19 protein-coding genes and 2 pseudogenes are annotated in these 22,481 nt (G+C 61.3%); 11 read left to right on the top strand and 10 right to left on the bottom strand.

Annotated features, from left to right (window positions below; translation table 11 throughout):
* Positions 1 to 122 precede the first annotated feature (122 nt).
* Positions 123 to 1,169, top strand: coding sequence for a GTP 3',8-cyclase MoaA (gene moaA, locus ACS4RS_RS17200; RefSeq protein WP_439010005.1), 1,047 nt, complete (start codon positions 123 to 125; stop codon positions 1,167 to 1,169).
* 430 nt (positions 1,170 to 1,599) lie between these two features.
* Here moaA and ACS4RS_RS17195 read toward each other — a convergent pair whose 3' ends face one another.
* The 4 genes from ACS4RS_RS17195 to ACS4RS_RS17180 all read right to left on the bottom strand — a co-directional run bounded on the left by ACS4RS_RS17195 (position 1,600) and on the right by ACS4RS_RS17180 (position 5,872).
* Positions 1,600 to 2,550 (bottom strand): sugar-binding transcriptional regulator, encoded by a 951-nt coding sequence (locus tag ACS4RS_RS17195; RefSeq protein ID WP_054182988.1) that lies wholly within the window; start codon positions 2,548 to 2,550, stop codon positions 1,600 to 1,602.
* A 21-nt stretch (positions 2,551 to 2,571) separates the two neighbouring features.
* Positions 2,572 to 4,038: an FGGY family carbohydrate kinase gene (locus ACS4RS_RS17190; protein WP_439010006.1), complete on the bottom strand. Its 1,467-nt coding sequence runs from the start codon at positions 4,036 to 4,038 to the stop codon at positions 2,572 to 2,574.
* A gap of 67 nt (positions 4,039 to 4,105) precedes the next feature.
* Entirely contained in the window at positions 4,106 to 5,062 is a 957-nt protein-coding gene (locus ACS4RS_RS17185) for a transketolase C-terminal domain-containing protein (RefSeq protein ID WP_439010007.1), read from the bottom strand.
* Positions 5,063 to 5,872, bottom strand: a complete 810-nt coding sequence (locus ACS4RS_RS17180) for a 1-deoxy-D-xylulose-5-phosphate synthase N-terminal domain-containing protein (protein WP_439010008.1) — start codon at positions 5,870 to 5,872, stop codon at positions 5,063 to 5,065.
* A 214-nt stretch (positions 5,873 to 6,086) separates the two neighbouring features.
* Here ACS4RS_RS17180 and ACS4RS_RS17175 point away from each other — a divergent pair, with 214 nt between their 5' ends.
* From ACS4RS_RS17175 to ACS4RS_RS17155, 5 genes are all read left to right on the top strand, one after another.
* Positions 6,087 to 7,067: an ABC transporter permease gene (locus ACS4RS_RS17175; protein WP_012557890.1), complete on the top strand. Its 981-nt coding sequence runs from the start codon at positions 6,087 to 6,089 to the stop codon at positions 7,065 to 7,067.
* A gap of 118 nt (positions 7,068 to 7,185) precedes the next feature.
* Positions 7,186 to 8,115, top strand: coding sequence for a sugar ABC transporter substrate-binding protein (locus ACS4RS_RS17170; RefSeq protein ID WP_003586088.1), 930 nt, complete (start codon positions 7,186 to 7,188; stop codon positions 8,113 to 8,115).
* Positions 8,116 to 8,143: 28 nt separating this feature from the next.
* Positions 8,144 to 9,622: an ATP-binding cassette domain-containing protein gene (locus ACS4RS_RS17165; RefSeq protein WP_439010009.1), complete on the top strand. Its 1,479-nt coding sequence runs from the start codon at positions 8,144 to 8,146 to the stop codon at positions 9,620 to 9,622.
* 22 nt (positions 9,623 to 9,644) lie between these two features.
* Positions 9,645 to 10,433 (top strand): SDR family oxidoreductase, encoded by a 789-nt coding sequence (locus tag ACS4RS_RS17160; RefSeq protein WP_439010010.1) that lies wholly within the window; start codon positions 9,645 to 9,647, stop codon positions 10,431 to 10,433.
* A 222-nt stretch (positions 10,434 to 10,655) separates the two neighbouring features.
* Positions 10,656 to 11,438, top strand: a complete 783-nt coding sequence (locus tag ACS4RS_RS17155) for a glucose 1-dehydrogenase (RefSeq protein WP_439010011.1) — start codon at positions 10,656 to 10,658, stop codon at positions 11,436 to 11,438.
* A gap of 355 nt (positions 11,439 to 11,793) precedes the next feature.
* Here the strand turns inward: ACS4RS_RS17155 and ACS4RS_RS17150 are convergent, their stop codons facing one another.
* Positions 11,794 to 12,561 (bottom strand): SDR family oxidoreductase, encoded by a 768-nt coding sequence (locus ACS4RS_RS17150; RefSeq protein WP_439010012.1) that lies wholly within the window; start codon positions 12,559 to 12,561, stop codon positions 11,794 to 11,796.
* Positions 12,562 to 12,902: 341 nt separating this feature from the next.
* Between ACS4RS_RS17150 and ACS4RS_RS17145 the strand changes: the two genes are divergently transcribed.
* From ACS4RS_RS17145 to mobB, 3 genes are read left to right on the top strand one after another with little or no spacing between them, the layout of a single operon-like run.
* Positions 12,903 to 13,811: an EamA family transporter gene (locus ACS4RS_RS17145; RefSeq protein WP_439010013.1), complete on the top strand. Its 909-nt coding sequence runs from the start codon at positions 12,903 to 12,905 to the stop codon at positions 13,809 to 13,811.
* A 9-nt stretch (positions 13,812 to 13,820) separates the two neighbouring features.
* Positions 13,821 to 14,450 (top strand): molybdenum cofactor guanylyltransferase MobA, encoded by a 630-nt coding sequence (gene mobA / locus ACS4RS_RS17140; protein ID WP_439010014.1) that lies wholly within the window; start codon positions 13,821 to 13,823, stop codon positions 14,448 to 14,450.
* Positions 14,447 to 14,968, top strand: a complete 522-nt coding sequence (gene mobB / locus ACS4RS_RS17135; protein WP_439010015.1) for a molybdopterin-guanine dinucleotide biosynthesis protein B — start codon at positions 14,447 to 14,449, stop codon at positions 14,966 to 14,968. The genes mobA and mobB overlap by 4 nt, the downstream gene beginning before the upstream one ends.
* Here the strand turns inward: mobB and ACS4RS_RS17130 are convergent.
* From ACS4RS_RS17130 to ACS4RS_RS17120, 3 genes and pseudogenes are all read right to left on the bottom strand, one after another.
* A pseudogene (locus tag ACS4RS_RS17130) lies at positions 14,900 to 17,042 on the bottom strand (ATP-binding protein). The gene mobB and the pseudogene ACS4RS_RS17130 overlap by 69 nt on opposite strands.
* A complete protein-coding gene (locus tag ACS4RS_RS17125; protein WP_439010016.1) occupies positions 17,035 to 18,546 on the bottom strand; it encodes an ATPase domain-containing protein in 1,512 nt (503 codons plus the stop codon). Before ACS4RS_RS17125 ends, ACS4RS_RS17130 begins: the two are co-directional and overlap by 8 nt.
* 160 nt (positions 18,547 to 18,706) lie before the next feature.
* A complete protein-coding gene (locus ACS4RS_RS17120; protein WP_439010017.1) occupies positions 18,707 to 19,600 on the bottom strand; it encodes a LysR substrate-binding domain-containing protein in 894 nt (297 codons plus the stop codon).
* A gap of 147 nt (positions 19,601 to 19,747) precedes the next feature.
* On the opposite strand from ACS4RS_RS17120, the pseudogene ACS4RS_RS17115 reads away from it, so the two are divergent.
* Positions 19,748 to 20,164: pseudogene (locus tag ACS4RS_RS17115) on the top strand ((R)-mandelonitrile lyase).
* Positions 20,157 to 21,146 carry an aldo/keto reductase gene (locus ACS4RS_RS17110; protein WP_449313748.1) on the top strand — a complete coding sequence of 330 codons (990 nt, stop codon included), beginning with the start codon at positions 20,157 to 20,159 and terminating at the stop codon, positions 21,144 to 21,146. The pseudogene ACS4RS_RS17115 and the gene ACS4RS_RS17110 overlap by 8 nt, the downstream one beginning before the upstream one ends.
* Before the next feature lie 46 nt (positions 21,147 to 21,192).
* On the opposite strand, the gene maiA is transcribed toward ACS4RS_RS17110, so the two are convergent.
* Together maiA and ACS4RS_RS17100 are read right to left on the bottom strand one after the other, a co-directional pair.
* Entirely contained in the window at positions 21,193 to 21,828 is a 636-nt protein-coding gene (gene maiA, locus ACS4RS_RS17105; protein WP_439010018.1) for a maleylacetoacetate isomerase, read from the bottom strand.
* A 187-nt stretch (positions 21,829 to 22,015) separates the two neighbouring features.
* Positions 22,016 to 22,432 (bottom strand): organic hydroperoxide resistance protein, encoded by a 417-nt coding sequence (locus ACS4RS_RS17100; RefSeq protein ID WP_439010019.1) that lies wholly within the window; start codon positions 22,430 to 22,432, stop codon positions 22,016 to 22,018.
* Positions 22,433 to 22,481: the final 49 nt, after the last annotated feature.

Genomic DNA, 22,481 nt, shown 5'->3' with positions numbered 1-22,481 from the left:
TTAGCGTGTGCGAAATCCGTTTCCCTTGACGGCGCAATCACATATGCACACATAGGAAGACATCGCTTGAAAACAGGCAGGCATCAGGTCTGGCGCGCTTCAGTCCGCTCGCGGAGGAATTGGTGAATACGAGAGTCGGAACGATAGGCAACGCATCGCCGCTCACGGCGGATGCACATCCGATGATCGACCCTTTCGGCCGGGCAGTCACCTATCTCCGCGTCTCCGTCACCGATCGCTGCGATTTCCGCTGCACCTATTGCATGGCGGAGAATATGACCTTCCTGCCGAAAAAGGACCTGTTGACGCTGGAAGAGCTGGATCGTCTCTGTTCTGCCTTTGTCGCCAAGGGCGTGAAGAAGATCAGGCTCACCGGCGGCGAGCCCCTGGTGCGCAAGAACATCATGTATCTGGTCCGCCAGCTCGGCGAAAAGATCGGTTCCGGCCTCGACGAGCTGACGCTGACCACCAACGGCTCGCAGCTCTCCCGCCATGCCGAGGAGCTCTATGATTGCGGCGTGCGCCGCATCAACGTCTCGGTCGATACGCTCGATCCCGACAAATTCCGCAAGATCACCCGCTGGGGCGATTTTGCCAAGGTGATGGAAGGCATTGACGCCGCTCAGAAAGCCGGCATCAGCATCAAGCTCAACGCCGTGGCGTTGAAAGATTTCAACGATGCGGAGATGCCCGATCTCCTGCGCTTCGCCCATGGCCGCGGCATGGATCTCACCGTCATCGAAACCATGCCGATGGGCGAAATCGACGAGGATCGCACCGACCAGTACCTGCCGCTCTCCGAACTGCGCGCAGATCTGGAGAAGCGGTTCACTTTGACGGATATCGACTACCAGACCGGCGGCCCGGCCCGTTACGTCAGGGTCACAGAGACCGGCGGCCGCCTCGGCTTCATCACGCCGATGACCCATAATTTCTGCGAGAGCTGCAACCGCGTCCGCCTCACCTGCACCGGAACGCTCTATATGTGCCTCGGCCAGAACGACGCCGCCGATTTGCGTGCCGCACTGCGCGCCACCAAAGACGACGCCCTCCTTCAAGCCGCCATTGACGAAGCCATCACCCGCAAACCGAAGGGTCACGACTTCATCATCGACCGCATGCATAACCGGCCGGCCGTGGCACGGCATATGAGTGTCACCGGCGGGTGATAGGTTGGCGAAAACGCCCATCCCACCCTTGCATCTCAATCGTCACAGGAATCCAGCCACGGCGCGTCGGCGCCGTGAATGGCTCCCATGCAGGCAAAGAGTTTCCTGCGCCCAAACACTTGGGCGCACTGGATTCCAGTGACAAGCACAGGAGAGTGGATTAATACCTGCGCTAGATTTTATGCCGTAGAGCGGAGCGTAGAACGAAGCTTCACCAGCAAAGCACACGACCAGCACGGCATACCAATCGTTGGCCGCACGGCTCACCGATCAGCCTTCTTCCTGAAGTGCCAACACCTAAGAGAGCCTCATCCTGAGCTGCGTAGCCCATAGGGTGAAGCCTCGAAGGACGCGGCGGGCGCTCCCATCCCAGGCGCAGCCATCCTGAAAAACCCAGCAGCAACGCAGCGGCACGATCCTTCCTACGTCATCAATCAATCAATCGCTGCGCCGTAAACTTGTCCGTAACCAGCATATCGATGACCCCCACGCGGAGCGCGCCCGCAATAGCGTCGGTCTTCTTGGACCCGCCGGCAAGAGCGATAACTCGCTCCACCCTTTCGAGATCCTCCAGTGGAAGCCCTATGACCCGGTCGTCCAGGGGCGTCTTCACCGGCTTGCCGTTTTTATCGAAGAAGCGCAGCGAGATATCGCCGACGGCGCCGGCTTCGGCGAGATCGGACAGTTCGCGGGATGAAAAGATGTTGCCGGACCGGGCGAGAAGTTCGGACGGTTCGACGGCGCCTATACCGACGATCGCCAGCGTTATGCTGCCGAACAGGTCCATCGTCTCGCGGACATACGGGTCGGCCTGCATCAGAAGTTTTGCTTCTCTGGATGACGTCACGCCCTGCACGGGGAGCAGCTTCGGCTCGGCGCCGGTCAACCGCGCAAGCCGCGTGGTCAGCTGCGTCGCATGCGTCTGCACGGAAGGATCGCCCATGCCTCCAAGGGTCTGGACGACATATTTCACCTGAGCACTCTTCTGGGGATGAATGTTCTCGACCATCTTGAAAATGGTCTGGCTCCAGCTCGAAACGCCGATGATCTCCCCCGGTGCAAGCGTCACCTCCAGCAGATGCGCCGCTGCCTCGCCGATACGGGCCATGATGGCGCCGTCCCGATCTTCCGTGCACTCGACGACGATCGCCTCCGGCAGATCGTATTTCTCGCGAAGCGCGCTCTCGAGTTCGCTGTAGGTGCCGACGGGAGGGATCACGCTGGTTCGCACGATATCTTCAGCCTCGGCACGCTTGAGCATGCGCGACACCGTCGCCTGCGACAGGCGAAGGTGCTGTGCGATCTCCGCCTGCCGCCGCCCCTCGATATGGTACATCTGGGCGACCCTTGAAATGAGGCGGAGTTCGTTGAGGCGAGTCATCACTAATCCCAGAGTGAATTTTTATTCACCTTTAGCCTTTGTTTCGCGGGCCGTCGAGCGGGCGAGCGCATCATTCCAGCTATCGAGAAGCCCCGCTCGATCCACGGGTTGCGGCTGGATGGTTTGCGACTTTCGCGGCAGCCCCGCGACCATGTTGAGATCGCTCCACAAGCCGAGTGACAGGCCCGCCAGATAAGCAGCGCCCAAAGCCGATGCCTCGGGGGCTTCGCATTGGATCACGGGATGGTCGATGAGATTGGAGACACATTGCATCAGGAAGCGGTTCTGGCTCGGTCCGCCATCCACATAGAGCGCACCGAGCGCACCGCCGCTCTGTGCCCGCATGACCGCGATCACGTCATGCACCTGCAAGGCGATGGAATCGGTGACCGACCGCGCCATTTGCGCCCGCGTCGTATTGAAGTTGATCTGGGAGAACAGGGCGCGGGCATCGGCATTCCAGTATGGGGCGCCCAGTCCAACGAACGCCGGCACGAAGCCGGGTCCGCCCGGCTCGGCACTTTCCGCAAGTTCCACAAGCGCCGCTACGTCCGCAAGGCCGAGAATATCAGCCATCCAGGGAAGACTGGCGGCGCAGACGAGAATATTGCCTTCGAAAGCGAAGGTCGGCTTTCCCCCGATACGCCATGCGACGGTGGTTGTGACGCCGTTGCGCGGGGCAATGTATTGCGCGAGCGTCGTCATGACGGAAGAGCCGGTTCCGAAGGTCACCTTGCCGTCGCCCGGCTTGAAGGCGCCGTGACCGAACAGGGCAGCGTGGCTGTCGCCGATCGCGGCCATGATGGGCGTGCCATCCGCCACCCCCGGCAATCCCTGCGTTCTGCCGAAATCGGCAGAACTGTCGAGCACCTCGGGCAGGAGAGCGATATCGACGCCGAAGATCGCGCCAAGCTCCTCGCTCCATCTCTGCTCCCGGAGGTCGAACAACTGGCTCCTGGCGGCATTCGACGCATCGCAGACATGCCGGCGCCCGCCCGTCAGGCAGTGGACAAGCCAGCTGTCGACCGTTCCCAGCCGCACCGATCGCCCGGCCGGAATACGGTCGAGCAGCCATCGGTATTTCGAACCGGGGAACATCGGATCCAATGGCAGGCCCGTCAGCGCCTGCACCCGGTCAAGCTGACCTTCGGCAATGAGACGTTCGCAATCCGGCGCCGTGCGGCGGCACTGCCAGCTGACCACCGGTCCAAGCGCCTCTCCCGTTTTGGCGTCCCAGGCCGTGACCGACTCACGCTGGTTGGAAATCGCCACGGCCTCGATAGCGACATCGGGGCTGGCCTTCAGGCAGGCGTCGATCGCTTCGCAGACCGATGCGTAAAGCCGGCGCGGGTCCTGTTCGACCCAGCCCGGCTTCGGATAGGAGATGCCGACGGGAGCCGAACCTCTGCCGACGATTTCTCCCTTTTCGGAAACGAGAACGGCCTTTGAATTGGTCGTGCCCTGGTCGATTGCCAGAATTGCCCGCATTCTATCCTCCCCGGATCAGGTGACGGCCGGGACGACAAAAGCGTCCCCGCCGGTCACATGATCCCAATTACTTGCGCCTGATCAGCGACTGCGCGGCATCTGCGATGGCCGCCGGCGCCATCCCGAACTCGTCGAGCAGGAACTCTGCCGAACCAGTCGGGGCGTAGATGCCGGGAACGCCGAGACGCTTCATCGGCACTGGAGCATTGTCGACCACCACTTCGGCGACCGCGGAACCCAGCCCGCCGAAGATCGAATGCTCTTCGGCCGTGACGATCGCTCCGGTTTCCTTCGCCGCGGCGATGATAGCCTCATCGTCGATTGGACGAACCGTCGCAAAGTTCAGAACCCTGGCATTGATGCCGCGGTCTGCGAGGATTTCGGCCGCCTTCACGATGCGATGAGTCAAAGTGCCGTTGGCAATAAGGGTGACGTCGGAACCCTGGCGAAGCAGATTTGCCTTGCCGAGTTCGAACCTGTGCCCCTCCGGAAGCAGATCAGGCACGCCAACGCGGGACAGACGCAGGAAACAGGGCCCGTTATAGGTCGCGGCCCACGCAACGGCAGCGGCGGTTTCGATGCGGTCACATGGTGCAATGACTGGAAGATTGGGCAGGACCCGCGTCCAGGCGAAGTCTTCGATCGAGTGATGCGTCGGACCGAGTTCGCCATATGCCATTCCGGAAGAAATGCCCACCAGCTTAACGTTGGCATTCGAGTAGGAAATATCGGCCTTGATCTGCTCCAGCGACCGGCCCGTCAGAAACGGAGCAGCGGCGCATACGAATGGAAGGCGTCCGCCGTTGGCGAGGCCTGCTGCAACGCCAACCATGTTCTGCTCGGCTATGCCGACATTGACGAGGCGCTCTCCGAACTTCGCCTTGAAGCCGCCGAGCTTGGAGGAGCCGACGGAGTCGTTGCAAACGGCAACGATCGTGTCGTTTTCGGCTGCCAACCGTTCAAGCGTAGAGGCGAATGCGTCGCGGCAATCATAGAGCTTGGGTGGGTTTACTGACGCGTTCATTTAGAGTGCCTCCGACAATTCTGCCAATGCAATTTCGTACTGTTCCTTGTTCGGCACCTTGTGGTGCCAGTCGACCCGGTCCTGCATGAACGATATTCCGTGGCCCTTGTTGGTATGGGCGACGATGCAATGCGGTCTTGATCCCCGGCGTTCGAGAGCCGGAACGACTTCGCTCATCGTGTTCCCGTTGATCTCGGTGACCTCCCAATCGAAGGCCTCGAGCTTCGGACGAAGCGGAGCGAGATCATTGGTTTCGGCGAGCGCCGCACCCTGCTGGAACCTGTTGTGATCGATGACCAGGGTCAAGTTGTCGAGTTTGAACTGGGCGGCCGCCATGATCGCTTCCCAGTTGGAACCCTCCTGCATCTCACCGTCGCCGGTAACGACGTAGGTATGATATTTCGCGCCTGAGAGCTTGGCGGCTTTCGCCATTCCGACTGCGACCGGAAGACCGTGGCCCAGCGGACCGGTATTTGTTTCGACGCCGGGAACCTTGTTGCAATTCGGATGTCCGTTCAGCCTCGAATGCGGCTGCAGGAAGGTGGAGACCTCCTCCTGCGGAATGAAGCCACGTTTTGCCAGCGTCACATAGAGAGCACATGCCGTATGTCCCTTTGACAGGACGAACCTGTCGCGGTCGGGATGTTTCGGTTGATCCGGCCAGATATTCAGCACACGAAAATAGAGCGCCGTCAAAATGTCGATGACCGACATCTCCCCGCCAATATGGCCGGCGCCCGCTTCAAAGACCGCCTGGAGATCGCGCAATCGGATCTCGCGGGCGATGCGCTCGAGTTCAATCGTATCCATGGGTTCCTCGTGTCTGCATAAATATTCACTTATCAATATTTTTGCACAAGGCGCCGATTAGTCAAGCCCCTTATACAATCCAACAACAGCGAACGCGCTGAGCAAATCTTGTTGACAGCCAGAAAGCAACTTGTTAATGAATTTTCCAACAGGTGTGAATAATTATTCTCGCTTGCACAAATATCGGATACAAGCCTAGGCATAGGGAGGAGCAATGGTGGCGCTCGACATCAATGAACACAGGCTTTCGTCCGGAGCCTGGCTGAGCAAGCTCAAGGGAGCAACCGGCCCGCTCGTCGGACTGCTCGCGCTGTGCGTCTTTCTGAGCCTGAGCACCGACACGTTTCTTTCAGTTCGAAACGGCCTCAATATCCTCGACCAGATCACTGTTCTCGGCATCATGGCGGTCGGAATGACCTTCGTCATCCTGATCGGCGGCATCGATCTCTCCGTCGGCTCGGCGCTTGCCCTGGCGATGATGGTCATGGGCTGGACCGCCAATGTCGCCGGCCTGCCGCTGCCGGTCGCCATCGCTTTTGCTCTGGTCGCATCGGGAGTTTCGGGGCTGATCGTCGGACTTCTGGTGACGCAGTTCAGGGTCCCGGCCTTTATTGCCACTCTTGCGATGATGTCCGCGGCTCGCGGCGTCGCCAATATGATCACGGACGGCCAGCAGATCGTCGGCTTCCCCGACTGGTTTATGATGCTGGCAATCGATCGCCATTTCGGCGTGTTGACCGCCACTGTGTTTCTCATGCTTGCGGTGGTTCTTGCGGCATGGCTTTTCCTGCACTTCCGCTCCGAAGGTCGCATGCTCTACGCGGTCGGAGGAAATCCGGAAGTCGCGCGCCTTGCGGGTATCAACGTCCCGCTCGTGACGATTGGCGTCTACGTCGTAAGTTCAGTCCTTGCCGGCCTCGCAGGCATCGTACTCGCCGCCAGGCTGGATTCCGTCCAACCATCAAGCGGTCTGGGCTATGAGTTGGACACCATCGCTGCGGTCGTCATCGGCGGGACTTCGCTCTCGGGCGGCGCGGGCGGGATCGGAGGAACATTGATCGGTGTTCTTATCATCGGCGTCCTTCGCAACGGGCTCAATCTTCTCAACGTCTCGCCGTTCCTGCAGCAGGTGATCATCGGCATCGTCATCGTGCTCGCGGTCGGCGCGGAGACTATTCGTCGGCGTCGCGCTTGACGAACGGGGTCCGCCGCGTCGGCGGGCCCGAAAATTCCGCTCCAAGGGTTTGGGGCGGATCAATACCCCGAGGGGGAGGACATACCCGAGGGTTCCATCAAACAACGGAGGAAATACAATGAAAATTGCGCGCACCATGCTCGCTTCTGCTGCACTGCTCGGCCTCACGCTCGGGCCCGTACACGCAGCCGAATTGAAGAAGCTCGGCTTGGCCGTTGCCAACCTTCAGGCAAACTTCTTCAACCAGATCAAGCAATCGGTCGAAGCCGAAGCCAAGAAGCGCGGCATCGAAGTCGTCACGGTCGACGCAAAGGGCGACGGGCCGACCCAGGTCAACCAGATCCAGGATCTTCTGACCCAGAAAATCGACGCGCTGATCTACATTCCGGCCGGGGCGGCCGCTGCGACCGTTCCGGTCAAGCTCGCGAAGAGCGCCGGCATCCCCGTTGTAAACGTCGACCGCAACGCGGAGGGAGCACCGGGCGATACATTCCTTGCAACCGATTCCGTCGCCTCTGCCAAGGCGGTATGCGACTACATTCTGAAGGAAGCCGGCGGCAAGGGTAAGATGGTCATCATCCACGGCCAGAAGGGCACGACGCCGGAAGTCGATCGCTCGAAGGGCTGCGCTGAATCCCTGAAGGCATATCCGGACGTCAAGGTTGTCGCCGAGCAGTTTTCCAACATCTGGAGCCAGGACGAAGGCTTCCAGATCATGCAGAATATGCTGCAGGCAAACCCGGACGTTTCGATCGTCTTCGCACAGGCCGACGGTCTCGCACTTGGCGCCGCGCAGGCGATCAAGGTCGCCAATCCGTCGCAGAAGATCGTCGTTGGCGGCTTCGATGGCGACACCGCGGCCCTCGAAGCCCTCAGCAAGGGTGTCTTCAACGTCACTGCGACGCAGCAGACGCAGAAGATGGGCCGTGACGCGGTTGAAAATGCCGCCAAGCTTGTCGCTGGAGAAAAGGTGCCCCCGGTCCAGCTCCTCGATGCCACGCTGACAACCAAGGAAAACGTCGCAGGCTTCATCGCCAACCATCCGTAATGAAACCGACGTCTTGAGGAGGTGTGCCGTGACTGATCCAGTTCTTTCCCTGAGGGGCATATCCAAGTGGTATGGGCCGCTCCAGGTTCTGAAGGATGTCAGCTTGGACGTTTATGCGGGCGAAGTGGTTGCACTTCTCGGTGAAAACGGAGCGGGCAAGTCGACGCTGTCGGGCATCATTGCCGGGTCACGCACGCCCTCCGAAGGATCAATGACATGGCTGGGGCAGCCTTATGCCCCGGCCACTCCAAGGGAAGCCATCGACAAGGGCGTTGTCCTGATCCATCAGGAGCTTCAGCTTCTGCCGCAGCTATCGATCGCGGAAAACGTCTTCATCGGACGCTGGCCGATGAAGAACGGCGTCGTCGACCGTGCCCAGATGGTTCGTCGGGCCCAGGACCAGCTCGCCCGTTTGAACCTTCACATCCCGGCAACGCGAACGGTCGGCGGCCTTTCCACAGCAAATCAGCAGCTCATCGAAATCGCCAAGGCGCTGGCTCTCAACGCAAAGCTCCTGATCCTTGATGAGCCGACAGCCGCCCTTGGCGGCGCGGAGACAGAAGCTCTCTTCGAACAGGTTCGCAAGCTTCGGTCGGAGGGCGTGGGCATCGTCTACATTTCCCACCGCATGGAAGAGATCAAACAGATAACCAACCGGATCGTCGTTCTTCGCGACGGGGAGCGGGTGCAGGAATTCTCGGACAGCGCGACGCCGGTGCGAACGATTGTCGAGAGCATGGTCGGACGCCCGCTTGACCGCTTGTTCCCCACCCTGCCCGTTCCGACAGACCGTCCGGTCCTCCAGGTGTCCGGGCTGAGTTCGCCCGACAACTCGTTCCGGGACGTTACATTCGAGGTGCGGGCCGGAGAAATTCTCGGGATCGCCGGATTGGTCGGCGCCGGCCGCACCGAACTGGTGCGTGCAATTTCGGGCGCAGATCCGATCAGTGCCGGTTCGATCAAGCTGGAAGGCGAGGAACTCAGACTGCGCGATCCGGCGGACGCGATCGGCAAGGGCATCGTGATGGTTCCGGAAGACCGCAAGGAACAGGGCCTGGTCGTCGGGCACCGGATCAGCGAGAACATTATCTACGCCAATCTCGACAAACTGGGCGGCGGTTGGATTACGCCGAGCGTCAAGCGCTCGTTTGCGCAAAAGGCAGTTGCCAAGTTCGGCGTCAAGGGCCGTGCCGAGCAGTACGCCTCCGATCTTTCCGGCGGCAACCAGCAGAAGGTCGTGATCGCGAAGTGGCTCATGCGTGATCCCAAGGTCGTCGTGCTCGACGAACCGACGAGAGGCATCGATGTCGGCGCTCGCGCAGGCATCTACGACATCATCGTCAATCTTGCCAAACAGGGCGTGGCGGTCATCGTCGTAAGCTCGGACCTCGAGGAAGTTCTCGGAGTCTCCAACCGCATTCTCGTGCTTGCCCAAGGCAAGCAGGCGGGGATCCTCGATCGTGACCAGGCAAATGACGTCTCGGTCATGGAGCTAGCTACCATCTAAACAGACAGAGAAAGGAAGAGCGGTGTCCGACATCACTCTGAACGCCCCGAAGCTTTTCGATCTCAGCGGCCAGGTTGCCATCGTCACCGGGGCCGGAAGCGGCATCGGGCAGCGCATTGCCATCGGCCTTGCGCAATGCGGCGCCGACGTGGCCCTGCTCGACCGTCGAACCGACGACGGATTGGCCAAGACGGCTGAACATGTCAGCGCCGCCGGCCGCCGCTCGATCCAGATCGCGGCTGACGTTACGAACAAATCTTCGCTTGGAGATGCGGTCGCACGCACCGAAGCCGATCTCGGCGCCTTGACGCTCGCCGTCAACGCTGCAGGCATCGCCAACGCCAACCCGGCGGAGGAGATGGAGGAGGACCAATATCAGACGTTGATGGATATCAACCTGAAAGGCATCTTCCTTTCCTGCCAGGCCGAGGCTCGCGCCATGCTGAAGAATGGACGCGGCTCCATCGTCAACATTGCTTCCATGTCGGGCGTGATCGTCAACCGCGGGCTGAACCAGGCGCATTACAACGCCTCCAAGGCCGGCGTCATCCATATGTCGAAGTCGTTGGCCATGGAATGGGTCGGCCGCGGCATTCGCGTCAACACCATTTCCCCCGGATACACGGCGACGCCCATGAACACCCGTCCGGAGATGGTCCACCAGACCAAGCTCTTCGAAGAGCAGACGCCGATGCAGCGCATGGCTGATGTCGACGAGATGGTCGGTCCGGCCGTATTCCTGCTGTCGAATGCAGCAAGCTTCGTAACCGGCGTCGATCTTCTCGTCGACGGCGGTTTCTGCTGCTGGTGAACCGATGCGGCGTTCATCGCCGGCAAGTCGAAATGAACGGTCTCGCCTCCTCCCTGGCTGAGATCGAGGCTGAAGGGAGCAACGGGCTAGACGGCGTGCGATATCGCCGTCTGCCCGCCCTTCACGCCGATCGGACAAGCTGTCGCTTGATCTCCAATAATGATTGCTGGGCAGGTCACGCCCGGATTTGCTGTTTATCGACGGATACCGGAAGGAAAAAGCATGAAACGCTTTGAGCAAAAGACTGTCGTCATTACCGGGGCTAGCCGCGGTATCGGAGCGGCGATCGCCAAGCGGTTTGCGAAAGAAGGCGCCAACCTCGTCGTCTCCGCGAACGAGGACCTGGTCCACGCCGTTGCCGAACAAATCCGGGCCGAAGGCGGCAAGGCGATCTCCTTCATCGGCGACGTCACCGACAAGGCGAGTGTCATCGCCCTCTATGATGCTGCCGAGAAGGAATTCGGCGCTGTCGACGTCTCGATCCAGAATGCCGGCGTCATCACCATCGCCCGTGTCGAGGACTTGACCGAGAACGAGTGGGACAAGGTCATGGCCGTCAACACAAAGGGCGTTTTCCTGTGCGCCCAGGAGGCGATATCGCGCATGCGAAGGCACAAGCGCGGTGGCCGCATCATCAACACCGCCTCCGGCCAGGCCCGCGACGGCTTCATTTTCACGCCGCATTATGCCGCCTCGAAAATGGGCGTGGTCGGCATCACCCAAAGCCTGGCCAAGGAAGTCGCGACCGAAAAGATCACCGTCAACGCCTTCTGCCCCGGTATCATCGAAACCGACATGTGGGCCTATAACGACCAGGCCTGGGGCAAACTCCTCGGAAACTACGCCCCCGGCGAATTGATGAAGGAATGGGTCGATGGCATCCCGATGAAACGCGCCGGCTCCGGCGAAGACGTCGCCGGCCTGGTCACCTTCCTCGCCAGCGACGACGCCGCCTACATCACCGGCCAGACGATCAATGTCGATGGCGGGTTGATTATGTCGTAGGTGGGATGAGGCATTGAGAGGCGGCGGCACTAACGCTGGATGGAAGTAGCTGTCCTGAGGCCATTTGCCTTTCGCTTGCCGCTCAAGGCGTTCGTCGCTTACGTTCCTCACCCCCTCATCCGCCCTGACGGGCATCTTCTCTCCGCTGGGGAGAAGGGGGAGCGAGACATACGGCCGTCATTCTCAAGCAGAGATCTCGAAGGGCGCGAGGCATCACCACGATTCATCTTCTCCCCGGCGGGGAGAAGATGCCAGCAGGCAGATGAGGGGGTGAGCGGCAAAGCCGCGAATGCGCTGAGCGAAGAGCAAAAGACCCGGCACCGCGGCCAGCAATACCACACACCCCTCACCCACTCTACGTCCGGCTGATCGAAACCCCGCCATCCGCCAGCATCGCCGTCCCGGTCACAAAGCTCGCCATATCCGACGCCAGGAACAGCGCCGCATTGGCGATCTCTTCCGGCTGGGCCATGCGCTTCAGCGCATGCAGTCCCTCCACGAAGGCAAGCACTTCTGCCGTCGCATCCGGCGCATTGGTGATGCTGGCCGGCGTGTCGGTGCCGCCGGGCAGCAGGGCGTTGACGCGGATGTTCTGCCGCCCGAGTTCGGCGGCGAGCACCTGCACGAAGCCGATCAGCCCCGCCTTGCTCGCAGCATAGGCGGCCATGCCAGGCATGCCGGCGGTGTGGCCGACGAAGGTGGAGGTGAAGATCAGCGACCCGCCACCGTTTTTCATCGCTGCCGACTGATGTTTGGCGCCGAAGAAGGCCGCGGTGAGATTTGTCTCGATGGTCTCGCGCCAGCCCTCCGGCGACAACTCCGCCACCGGCCCCATCTCCCCGAGAATGCCGGCATTGTTGAAGCCGATGTCGAGCCCGCCGAAGCGTGAGACAGCCGTTTCACAAAGCCTTGCCTGCAACCCCTTGTCCCGGACGTCGCCCGATAGGGCGACGGCCTGCCCGCCCTCCGCCTCGATCTCAGCGACGACGGCGTGGAGCGCCTCTTGTCGCCTCCCGGTGACCACGAGCTTGGCGCCCTCCCGTGCAAAGAGTTTCGCCGCGGCGCGGCCGATGCCGGAGCTTGCGCCGGTGATGATCGCGACCTTGTCGTTCAGAAGTGTCATGTCCGTTTCTCCTCAATTGTCGAGGCATCCGGAATCTCAAACATCGGGCGATGCAGCCACCCGTTTCCCGCGCGGACAAACGAAAACCACCGACAGCCGATGTTTTCGGCGGGCGATCAGCCCCCAGCAGCCGGGGAGGGGGAAGCCCCGATCGCCGCATCGGAAATACCGAAATTCGCGTTGCAAAACGCCACCTTGCCGGATCTTCCACATGCGCACCCGCCGCGGCGTCAGCACCATTGTGCGCTGCATCATCGATTTATCCCGGGTGTGACATTCATCCGATTCCCTTCATGTATCTTCCCGACTAAGAAGAGACGCACAGGTAAGGGAATCTATTCATGCCACGGTCACGCAATACTGAGGGCGCCATCTATATGAGCATGGCGATGGCCGGGTTTTCCGCGAGCGACGCTCTCTCCAAATCGGTGATCGCTTCTATGAACGCCGGCGAAATCATGTGCCTGCGCGGGCTCTTCACCAGCCTGCTCGTTTATCTGATCGCCTGGAAAATGGGGGCTCTGCGCTCCTGGCGCGTGATGCTGAAGCCGATCATCATCCTCCGCATCGTCTGCGAGATGTTCTCCGCGGTCACCTACATCACCGCGCTCGGCATGATGCCGATCGCCAATGCGTCGGCGATCCTGCAGTCGCTGCCGCTGGTCGTCACCTTCGGCGCTGCGCTGTTCTTCAACGAGCCCGTCGGCTGGCGGCGTTGGTCGGCGATCCTCGTCGGCCTGGTCGGCGTGATGATCATCATTCGCCCCGGACCGGAAGGGTTCACCGCCGCCGCCCTGCTCTGCATCGCCGCGGTGCTGACAACGGCGGGCCGCGATCTCGCCACCCGCTCGATCGATCCGGAGATTACCTCGCTGATGATCACGGTCATCACCGCCATCTCCATCTCCTTTTTCGGTGCTTTGCTCATCCCCGTGCTCGGCGGCTGGCAGCCGGTCAGCGCCACGTCGCTCGGTCATCTCCTGCTTGCCTCGGTACTGGTGCTCGTCGGCTACCAGTCGGTCATCCTCGCCATGCGCACCGGCGAAATTTCCTTCGTCGCGCCTTTCCGCTATACCAGCCTGATCTTTTCCTCGCTGCTCGGCTTCTTCTTCTTTGCCGAAGTGCCAGACAGCTGGATGCTCGTGGGCGCTGCGATCGTCATCGCTTCCGGCCTCTATACGTTCTATCGTGAGGCCAAGCGCCGCGTGCCGCCGATCGCGCAGGAATCTGCGCCGCGCTCACCGGTGTGAGGCAGGATGATGACTGAATTCTCTATCGGCAGATCCGAAATAGCAGGCGTCGTACTGGCCGGCGGCCGCTCGCAGCGCATGGGCCGCGACAAGGCGGGCGCAATGCTCGGGGCCGAAAGCCTGCTACGCCATGTGCTGACCCGCCTCTCGCAGCAAGTCCTTCCCGTTGCCGTCAATGCCGATGCCGCCGCCGAGGATGTGCCTGTCGTCCCCGACCGTTTTCCCGGCAGGGCCGGGCCATTGGCCGGCATTCATGCGGCGATGGTCTATGCTGCCGGCCTTCCCGGGATCACCCATGTCGTCACCGTCTCGGTGGATTGCCCGTTCTTCCCGGCCGATCTCGTCGCCCGGCTGGGGGCAACGCTCGAGCGCCCGTCGCAGATCGCCATCGCCGCCTCCGAAGGCCGCAGCCATCCCGTCTTCGGTCTCTGGCCGGTGACGCTCGCCGCCGACCTCGAAGCCTGGATCGTCACCGACGAAAAGCGCCGCGTGCGCGACTTCCTGTTGCGGCATGACGTTACGGAAGTATCATTTCCGCTGCATCCGACCCGCGCCAGCCTGCTCGATCCTTTCTTCAACATCAACACGCCGGATGATCTCGTCGAAGCCGAACGCTGGCTGGAGGCCCTTCGCGCATGACCGCACCCAAAATCTTCGGTATCGCAGGCTGGAAGAACTCGGGCAAGACCGGGCTCGCCGTCCGGCTGGTGACGGAGTTCACCCGCCGCGGCTATAAGATCTCGACGATCAAACACGCCCATCACGATTTCGATATCGACAAGGTCGGCGCCGACAGCTACCGCCACCGCGAGGCCGGCGCCCATGAGGTCACCATCGTCTCCGGCACCCGCTATGCCATCATGCATGAGCTGCGCGGCGCGCCACAACCTGAATTCGAGGATATCCTTGCGCGTCTGGCGCCCTGCGATCTCGTCCTGATCGAAGGCTACAAGCGCGAGCCAATCCCGAAGATCGAGGCCCGCCGCCTGGAAGCCGCCAATCGCCAGCCGCTGGCGCCGAGCGATCCCCATATCTGCGCGATCGCCGCAGATCACGCCGTCACGGATACGACCCTGCCGGTCTTTGATCTAGACGACACAGGCGCCATCGCCGATTTCATCGCCGGCATCGTCGGTCTTGAGACGGCTCATCTCTGAGCCTCGTGTTCGGTTATCGAATCCGAGCGGCAGCGCGTCTGCCACCGCCTTGCCGATTTCCCTGGCAAGCTGGGTCTGGCTATAGGGCTTCGCCAGTCTCGGTAGATCGATGTCGGTGCCGGCAGGAAGATCAGCATAGCCCGTTGCCAGCACGATTGGCAGGGCCGAATTAATCTCCCGCGCCGCTTCAGCGAGCTGTGCGCCGGTCATGCCGGGCATCGAATAGTCGGTGATCATCAAATCGAAATGCTGACCGCTTCTGATCAGGTCAAGCGCCTGCGCGCCGGAATTTGCCTCGACCACCTCGTGTCCGAGATCTTCGAGCATGTCGACCGAACTCATGGCGATCAAGGCGTCGTCATCGACCAGAAGGATCTTCAGTCGGGATGCAGCCTGCGGAGCGGAGAGCACGGCCTCCGTCGGCCGCTCGGCACGTCGTTCGGTCGCCGGAAGCCACAATTCGGCGGTCGTTCCCGCTCCAGGCTCACTCGCCAGAACAAGTGCGCCATTAAGCTGAACGGCAAGTCCATGGATCATCGAAAGGCCGAGGCCGGTGCCCTTTCCGAGTTCCTTGGTCGAGAAAAACGGATCGACGGCCTTCTTCAGCGTCTCGGCATCCATGCCCGTGCCGCTGTCGGCCACCGCCAACACGAGATAGGCTCCCTCGCCGAGATCGCCGACTTTGCCGACGACCTGTTCCTCGCGCAGCGAGATGGACAACATTCCGCCATCCGGCATCGCATCGCGGGCATTCACCGCTAAGTTGAGCAGCGCCAGTTCGAGCTGGTTCGCATCGACAAGCGCCGGCGGCAATGTCGCCGGAAGCGTGGTCTCGATACTGACCGAGGATCCGACCGAGCGCTGCAGCAGGTCGTTCATCCCGGAAACCAGGTCGGCCAGATCGACGGGCTTGACCTGCAGATCCTGCTGCCTGGCAAAAGCCAGCAGGCGCTGTGTCAATGCCGCCCCCCGACGCGCACCCTGAAGCGCCCCATCGACCAGCCGCATCGCCTTGCCATCTCCGGCAACATGCTTGCCGAGCAGCTCCAGATTTCCGAGAACCACCATCAGCAGATTGTTGAAGTCGTGGGCAACGCCGCCTGTGAGTTGACCGATCGCTTCCATTTTCTGGGATTGGCGGAGTTGCTCTTCAGCCTCTCTCCCGCTGGGCGACCTCTTCAAGCAACGTCTGGTGGGCGGCGTTGACTTCCCTCGTCCGTTCCCTGACTCGCTCCTCGAGATTCTCATTGAGCCGTCTCAGATTTTCCTCGATGGTCTTGCGGGCCGTGGTATCTGAGCACACCCCGACGAGCTTCCGGGCAGAACCATATCTGTCGGTGTAAAGCTGGGCATGAACCTCGGTCCAATGCTCTGATCCATCCGGCCAGATCGTTCTATGCTCGATCGAATAATCGCGTCCGGTGTCGATCGTCTGGCGCAGGCGAGCCAGCACAAGGTCGCGATCGTCAGGGTGGATGCTGGCAATCAGATCATCGCGCGTCACCTCAACGTCCGGCTCTCGACCGAACACTGCTTTGCAGGTCGCCGATGCGGACAAGGCCATCGAGGATAGTTCCAGCTCCCACGCCCCGAGACGGCCGGCCGCCAGCGCTGTCTGCAACCGCCGCTCTCCCTCGCCCAAAGCCTCGAGCCGGGCGCGCGCTTCATACTGACGCAGGCGCCCCCTTAATGCAGTCCGCGCAACGCTGATGAAGGACGTCGCATGAAACGGTCTTTCCAGAAAGGTGACATTGCCGAGGATCTCGGAAAGCTTGGCGGCGGCGGGGTTTCGTTCAGGTCCCCCGCCGCGTTGGGTCAGGACGATGAATGGCAGGTCGGACCAACTCGGTTGGGCGGCAACCCAGACAGCAATCGGTCTCAGGTCATTTCCGCGGACGGCCTCTTCGGTCAGAACGCCAACCGCGATTTCCTCATCGAGTGACGCGGCGAACTGTCTCAGATCGGCAACCGCTATCGAGGGTAATCCGGTCTGATCGGTCAATGATGCGGCGACCTGGGCATCTCGTCCGGCCGGTGCGTAGATCAGGGCCTTCGGATTCGGGAAATTAGGAATTGCCGCCGTCCTTGTTGTCGGTTGGCAAAAGCGGCGCGGATGCTGCGACGAATTCGGGAACCCCACGAAGCACCCCCTGGAACCCGACGAGAGGATCTCCGAACCGCAAGCCGCTAGCATCTATGCGATACTCTCGTATCGTGTCCTCGTGAAAGCCGGTCCTCTTCTTGATCACCGAGACCGCCCGCCGCACCTTTCCCGCAGCTTCGAAATACCGCAGCAGAATGACGGTATCGGCGAGATAGGTCACGTCGACGGGCGCTTTCATGTCACCCACCAGTCCGTGCTGGGCAACGGTGATAAAGGTGTTCGCTCCTTGCCGGTTCAGGTATTGCAGCAGCTCGTGCATATGCAATATCAACGAATTCTCATCCGGCATTGAAGCCTGGTAACCGTTGATGCTGTCGATAATCACGGTTTTCGCGCCCGATCTGTCGACGGAAGCACAGACGCGATGGGCAAATTCACCGGGTGATAACTCGGCGGCATCAAGCTGCTCGATGTGCACTAAACCTTCATCCCTCAGGGCCTCGATATCCATGCCGAGCTGTTTCAGGCGCGTGAACAACAAGCCGAGTTCTTCGTCGAAAATGAAAACAGCCGCCTTTTCGCCGCGTGCGACGGCCGCCATCACAAATTGAAAAGAAAAGGTGCTCTTGCCTGTGCCGGCAGGACCGAGGATCAGCGTACTCGACCCCCGCTCGAGCCCGCCGCCCAGAAGCAGGTCCAGCCCGGCAATGCCGCTGGCAAGCTGGTCGCGAACATAACTCGACCTGTGTTCGGCGGCGACGAGGCGCGGAAATACGACGACACCGCCGGTTTGAATGGTGAAATCATGGTACCCACCGCGGAAAGCCTGTCCCCGGTATTTCGTCACCCTCAAGCGTCGGCGTTCTGCGCCGTAACTCGGCGCCAGCTCGTCGAGATGGATGACTCCGTGCACGACGCTATGCACCGTCTTGTCGAGGATGTCAGATGTCAGATCATCGAGGAGAAGGACCGTTGCACCTTGTCGGGCAAAATAATGTTTGAGCGCAAGGATCTGCCGGCGGTAGCGCAGCGAGCTTTGCGCGAGCAGCCTTATTTCGGACAGGCTGTCGAGAACAACCCGGCTCGGCCTGATCCGCTCGAAAGCCGCGAAAATTTCCTTGGTGGTTTCTCCGAGTTCGAGATCCGAGGAATAAAGCAAACTCTGCTGCTGCTCGGCGTCCAGCAGACTTTCCGGAGGCACGACCTCGAACACCTCGATATTGCCGTCGATCACCATTCCGTGCGAGGCGGCGCCGGCGCGCAGTTCGCTCTCGGTCTCCGAAAGGGTGATATAAAGTCCCCGTTCGCCGAGGCGCGCACCTTCAATCAGAAACTGCAACGCGATGGTGGTCTTCCCCGCCCCCGGATTTCCCTCAAGGAGAAACACGTGGCCCGTGGAAAGTCCCCCCGCCAGAATTGTGTCCAAACCGGACACTCCGGTCCGAGCTTTCGTGGCAGGCAGCGCAGTATTCATTCATTGTTTCCTTCAGTTTCAAGTGTGAATTAGTGGCGAGTGATGGAATGTCAAATCGCCGACGCGCCGTGTTTTCGCTCCCGGCAAGCCGCGGTCGGAGTATTTAAATAAGCTTTGGAGTGGATACCCGCTCGCTGGCGGGCTCTGAGAATGTCGGCCGCTATCCTCGATAGCGAAGAGCACCGACGACGAGGACGAAGGCCGCCGAGGCGTGCCGGCGGCTCGGATAATAGAGATGATAGCCGGGAAACGGCGGACACCAGTCTTCGAGCACGCGCACCAGTCGTCCCTCGGCAAGATGACTTTGCACGGCATCCTCCGGGAGATATGCAAGCCCCGCCCCTGCGAGCGCCGCGTTCAGCCGCAGGGCAATATTGTTGAAGATCAATTGTCCCTCGACACGGACCTTCAACTCGCGCCCATCCCGCTCGAACTCCCAGGCATAGACGCCGCCATAAGTCGGCAGGCGTAAATTGATGCAGTTGTGATCGGTGAGATCCTGCGGCGTTAGCGGCGTCGTCCGTCTTTCGAAATAGCCGGGAGCGCCGACCACAGCCATACGCATGTCGGGACCGATGCGTACCGCAATCATATCCTTGGCCACCTGCTCCCCCAGCCGCACACCCGCATCGTAGCGTTCGGCGACGATGTCGGTGAGGCCGTAATCGACGATGATCTCGACATTGATATCGGGATAATCAGGCAGGAGCTTTTCCAAGGCGGGCCAGAGGATGGCATCCGCCGCATGCTCGCCGGCATTGATGCGAATGCTACCGGCCGGCTTTTCCCGAAACGCACTCAAGGCGGCCAGTTCGGTCTCGATTTCGTCGAGCCGCGGGCCGATGGTGAGAAGCAGGCGTTCACCCGCCTCCGTCGGCGAGACGCTGCGCGTCGTGCGTGTCAGCAATCGCAATCCGAGCCGCTCCTCGAGCCCCCGGATGGTATGGCTGAGCGCCGATTGCGACACACCGAGCTTCCCCGCCGCCTTCGTGAAGCTTTTTGCACGGGCAACGGCGACGAAAGCGATCAGGTCATTGACGGCAGGACGCGGCATTTATGAAATCCTCTCATAAGTCCGTGCCAGAACTACCATCTAATCCCGGCCAAAGGCACGCGCTAAATATCCTGTCAACCGAGGACGAAGACTTCCGCTGCGTGCGGGACGAACCATCCCGTACTCTCGGCACAGGAAAGGACGATCATGGAAATCAAGCGAAGCGGCTCGCAGCCCTCGGCCAAAGGACCGGCGGACTGGTTCACCGGCACGGTGCGCATCGATCCCCTCTTTTAGGTGACCGACCCGGCCCGCGCGGCTGGCGCCAGCGTCACTTTCGAGCCCGGCGCCCGAACCGCCTGGCACACCCATCCGCTCGGCCAGACGCTGATCGTCACATCTGGCTGCGGTCGCGTGCAGCGCGAAGCTGGGCCTGTCGAGGAGATCCGCGCCGGCGATGTCGTCTGGTTCTCCCCCGGTCAGCGCCATTGGCATGGCGCATCGCCGACGACGGCAATGACCCATATCGCCATCCAGGAACAGCTCGACGGCAAGGTGGTCGACTGGATGGAGCATGTCATCGACAGTCAGTACCAAGCTTGGAAAGGAAACGGCGATGCATAAGCGTGAACTCGGAAAGAGCGGTCTCGAAGTCTCGGCCATCGGTCTCGGCTGCATGGGGCTGAGTTATGGATATGGCCCGGCGACAGATATCCAGGAAGCCGTGGCGCTGATCCGGCAGGCGTTCGAACGCGGCGTGACCTTCTTCGACACCGCCGAGGCCTACGGCCCCTATAGAAACGAAGAACTTTTGGGAGAGGCGCTTGCTCCCTTTCGCAGCGAGGTGGTGATCGCCACCAAATTCGGCTTCAACTTCGATGCCAATGGCGGCCAGAGCGGCATGAACAGTCGGCCCGAGCAGATCCGCGCGGTTGCCGACCAGGCGCTGAAGCGCTTGAAGACTGATGTCATCGATCTGTTCTACCAGCATCGCGTCGATCCGGAAGTTCCGATCGAGGATGTCGCTGGCACGGTCAAGGCGCTGATTTCAGAGGGCAAGGTGAGGCATTTCGGCCTCTCGGAAGCCGGCGCTCGGGCGATCCGCCGCGCCCATGCCGTTCAGCCGGTGGCGGCGCTGCAAAGCGAATATTCGCTCTGGTGGCGCGAGCCGGAGCAGGACATCCTGCCGGTGCTCGAAGAGCTCGGCATCGGCTTCGTGCCGTTCAGCCCGCTCGGCAAGGGCTTTCTGACCGGCGCGATAGACGAGACGACCAGCTTCGACAGCAAGGACTTTCGCAACATCGTGCCGCGCTTTTCGAAAGAAGCGCGAAAGGCCAACCAGGCGCTCGTCGATCTCCTCGCAGAGATCGCCACACGCAAGCAGGCGACCTCCGCCCAGGTGGCGCTCGCCTGGCTGCTGGCGCAAAAAACCTGGATCGTGCCGATCCCCGGCACCACCAAGCTGCATCGCCTGGAGGAGAACATCCGGGCCGCCGAGGTCGAACTGACGGCGGAGGATCTCGGCAATATCGAAGGCGCGCTCGCCACCATCAAGGTGGAAGGCGATCGGTATCCCGCGCATCTGCAGGCAAGGGTCAACCGCTGAGAATAGAAGCGGCCGGCATCATGTGCGGCCGCTTCTTCATGTCGCATCACCGTCTCGGCGCCGGCGCATTCTCCTGGAAAGCCGGGATCGTCTCGAGCCTGGCGACAATCTCCGCAATATTTGGCCACCCGGCGAGATCGAAGCCCATGCGTCGGGCGCTGATCGCCTGCGGGAAGAGAAAGATATCGGCAACGCCAGGCCGATCGCCGACGGCGAAGGCGCCCTGCCTGCGGCCGGCAATCATCGTCTCCACAGCGGCCATTCCCTCGCCGACCCAGTGGCGGCTCCAGCCGGCAATGGCATCGGCATCGGCGTGAAAGACCGTTTTGAGATGCAGGCCGATCCGCGGCGGCAGCAGTGCATGGATCTCGGCGGCGATCGCCAGCGCGATCGACCGCGCTAGCGCCCGGCCCTCCGCCGTGTCTGGCAGCAGCGGCGGTTGCGGCTGGACTTCGTCTAGATATTCGACGATCGCCAGCGACTGGGTAATGAGAACGCCGTCATCCGTCAGCAAGGCCGGCACCAGCCCTTGCGGATTGACGCTGCGATAGCCGGCCTGCCGGCTCTCGGCCTCTTCACCGAGAATGGTCACCGGCAGCGCCTCGGCCGTCAGCCCCTTCAGAGCGAGCGCGATCCGGACTCTTGAGGTCGCCGAGGAAATTTCGTTCTGATAGAGTTTCACTGTCTTTCTCCCTGATGGCCTGAAGAGGAAACCGTGGCCGCCGCCGTCACAAGGCCGGCGAGCGGCGAAGGCTCCCGCGAGCTTACGTCGTAAATGCAGGGCGCGGCGAAGACCGTCGCGCCCAAAATGCAGATGATCATCAATCGCATCAAATCCTCCATCGGCGAGGCCGATCGGTCGTTATCCGTCAGACAACGATCAAATCGACATCGATGTTGCCGCGCGTGGCCTTTGAATAGGGGCAGGTCCGGTGCGCCTCATCCACCAGCGCCTTTGCGACATCGGCTTCGATGCCGGGCAGGCTGACTTTAAGGCGTGCCTGCAGGAAATAGCCGCCGTCGGTCGTTCCGAGGTCGACCTCGGCATTCACCGCGGTCTCCGTGGGAAGCCTGACCTTCAGCTTGCCTGCGGCAATGCCGATCGCGCCGATGAAGCAGGCCGACCAGCCGGCGGCGAAAAGCTGTTCGGGATTGGTGCCCGGCCGCGCGCTGCCGGGAGGCGAGAGCTTGATATTGAGTTCTCCGTCGTCGCTCTGCGAAGCGCCGTCGCGCCCACCGGTGGTGCGGGTCCTGCCGGTATAAAGAACCTTGTCGATCTTGGTCATAGAAACACTCCTTGTCTGGGTCGCTACTCGCGACCGGATCGCCTCAGGC

The sequence above is a fragment of the Rhizobium sp. F40D2 genome (assembly GCF_051810745.2).
In the GTDB taxonomy this organism is placed as follows: domain Bacteria; phylum Pseudomonadota; class Alphaproteobacteria; order Rhizobiales; family Rhizobiaceae; genus Rhizobium.
The sequence above is the reverse complement of the archived record's forward strand: the minus strand, read 5'-3'. Positions and strand labels throughout refer to the sequence as shown.

Excerpts from the sequence above, each read along its gene's own strand:
- ACS4RS_RS17185 (WP_439010007.1), bottom strand. The coding sequence starts at position 5,062 with ATGAACGCGTCAGTAAACCCACCCAAGCTCTATGATTGCCGCGACGCA.
- ACS4RS_RS17180 (WP_439010008.1), bottom strand. The coding sequence starts at position 5,872 with ATGGATACGATTGAACTCGAGCGCATCGCCCGCGAGATCCGATTGCGC.
- ACS4RS_RS17170 (WP_003586088.1), top strand. The coding sequence starts at position 7,186 with ATGAAAATTGCGCGCACCATGCTCGCTTCTGCTGCACTGCTCGGCCTC.
- ACS4RS_RS17100 (WP_439010019.1), bottom strand. The coding sequence starts at position 22,432 with ATGACCAAGATCGACAAGGTTCTTTATACCGGCAGGACCCGCACCACC.
- mobA (WP_439010014.1), top strand. The coding sequence starts at position 13,821 with ATGACTGAATTCTCTATCGGCAGATCCGAAATAGCAGGCGTCGTACTG.
- ACS4RS_RS17175 (WP_012557890.1), top strand. The coding sequence starts at position 6,087 with ATGGTGGCGCTCGACATCAATGAACACAGGCTTTCGTCCGGAGCCTGG.
- ACS4RS_RS17120 (WP_439010017.1), bottom strand. The coding sequence starts at position 19,600 with ATGCCGCGTCCTGCCGTCAATGACCTGATCGCTTTCGTCGCCGTTGCC.
- ACS4RS_RS17190 (WP_439010006.1), bottom strand. The coding sequence starts at position 4,038 with ATGCGGGCAATTCTGGCAATCGACCAGGGCACGACCAATTCAAAGGCC.
- ACS4RS_RS17125 (WP_439010016.1), bottom strand. The coding sequence starts at position 18,546 with ATGAATACTGCGCTGCCTGCCACGAAAGCTCGGACCGGAGTGTCCGGT.
- ACS4RS_RS17145 (WP_439010013.1), top strand. The coding sequence starts at position 12,903 with ATGCCACGGTCACGCAATACTGAGGGCGCCATCTATATGAGCATGGCG.
- ACS4RS_RS17110 (WP_449313748.1), top strand. The coding sequence starts at position 20,157 with ATGCATAAGCGTGAACTCGGAAAGAGCGGTCTCGAAGTCTCGGCCATC.
- ACS4RS_RS17150 (WP_439010012.1), bottom strand. The coding sequence starts at position 12,561 with ATGACACTTCTGAACGACAAGGTCGCGATCATCACCGGCGCAAGCTCC.
- ACS4RS_RS17155 (WP_439010011.1), top strand. The coding sequence starts at position 10,656 with ATGAAACGCTTTGAGCAAAAGACTGTCGTCATTACCGGGGCTAGCCGC.
- ACS4RS_RS17195 (WP_054182988.1), bottom strand. The coding sequence starts at position 2,550 with ATGACTCGCCTCAACGAACTCCGCCTCATTTCAAGGGTCGCCCAGATG.
- mobB (WP_439010015.1), top strand. The coding sequence starts at position 14,447 with ATGACCGCACCCAAAATCTTCGGTATCGCAGGCTGGAAGAACTCGGGC.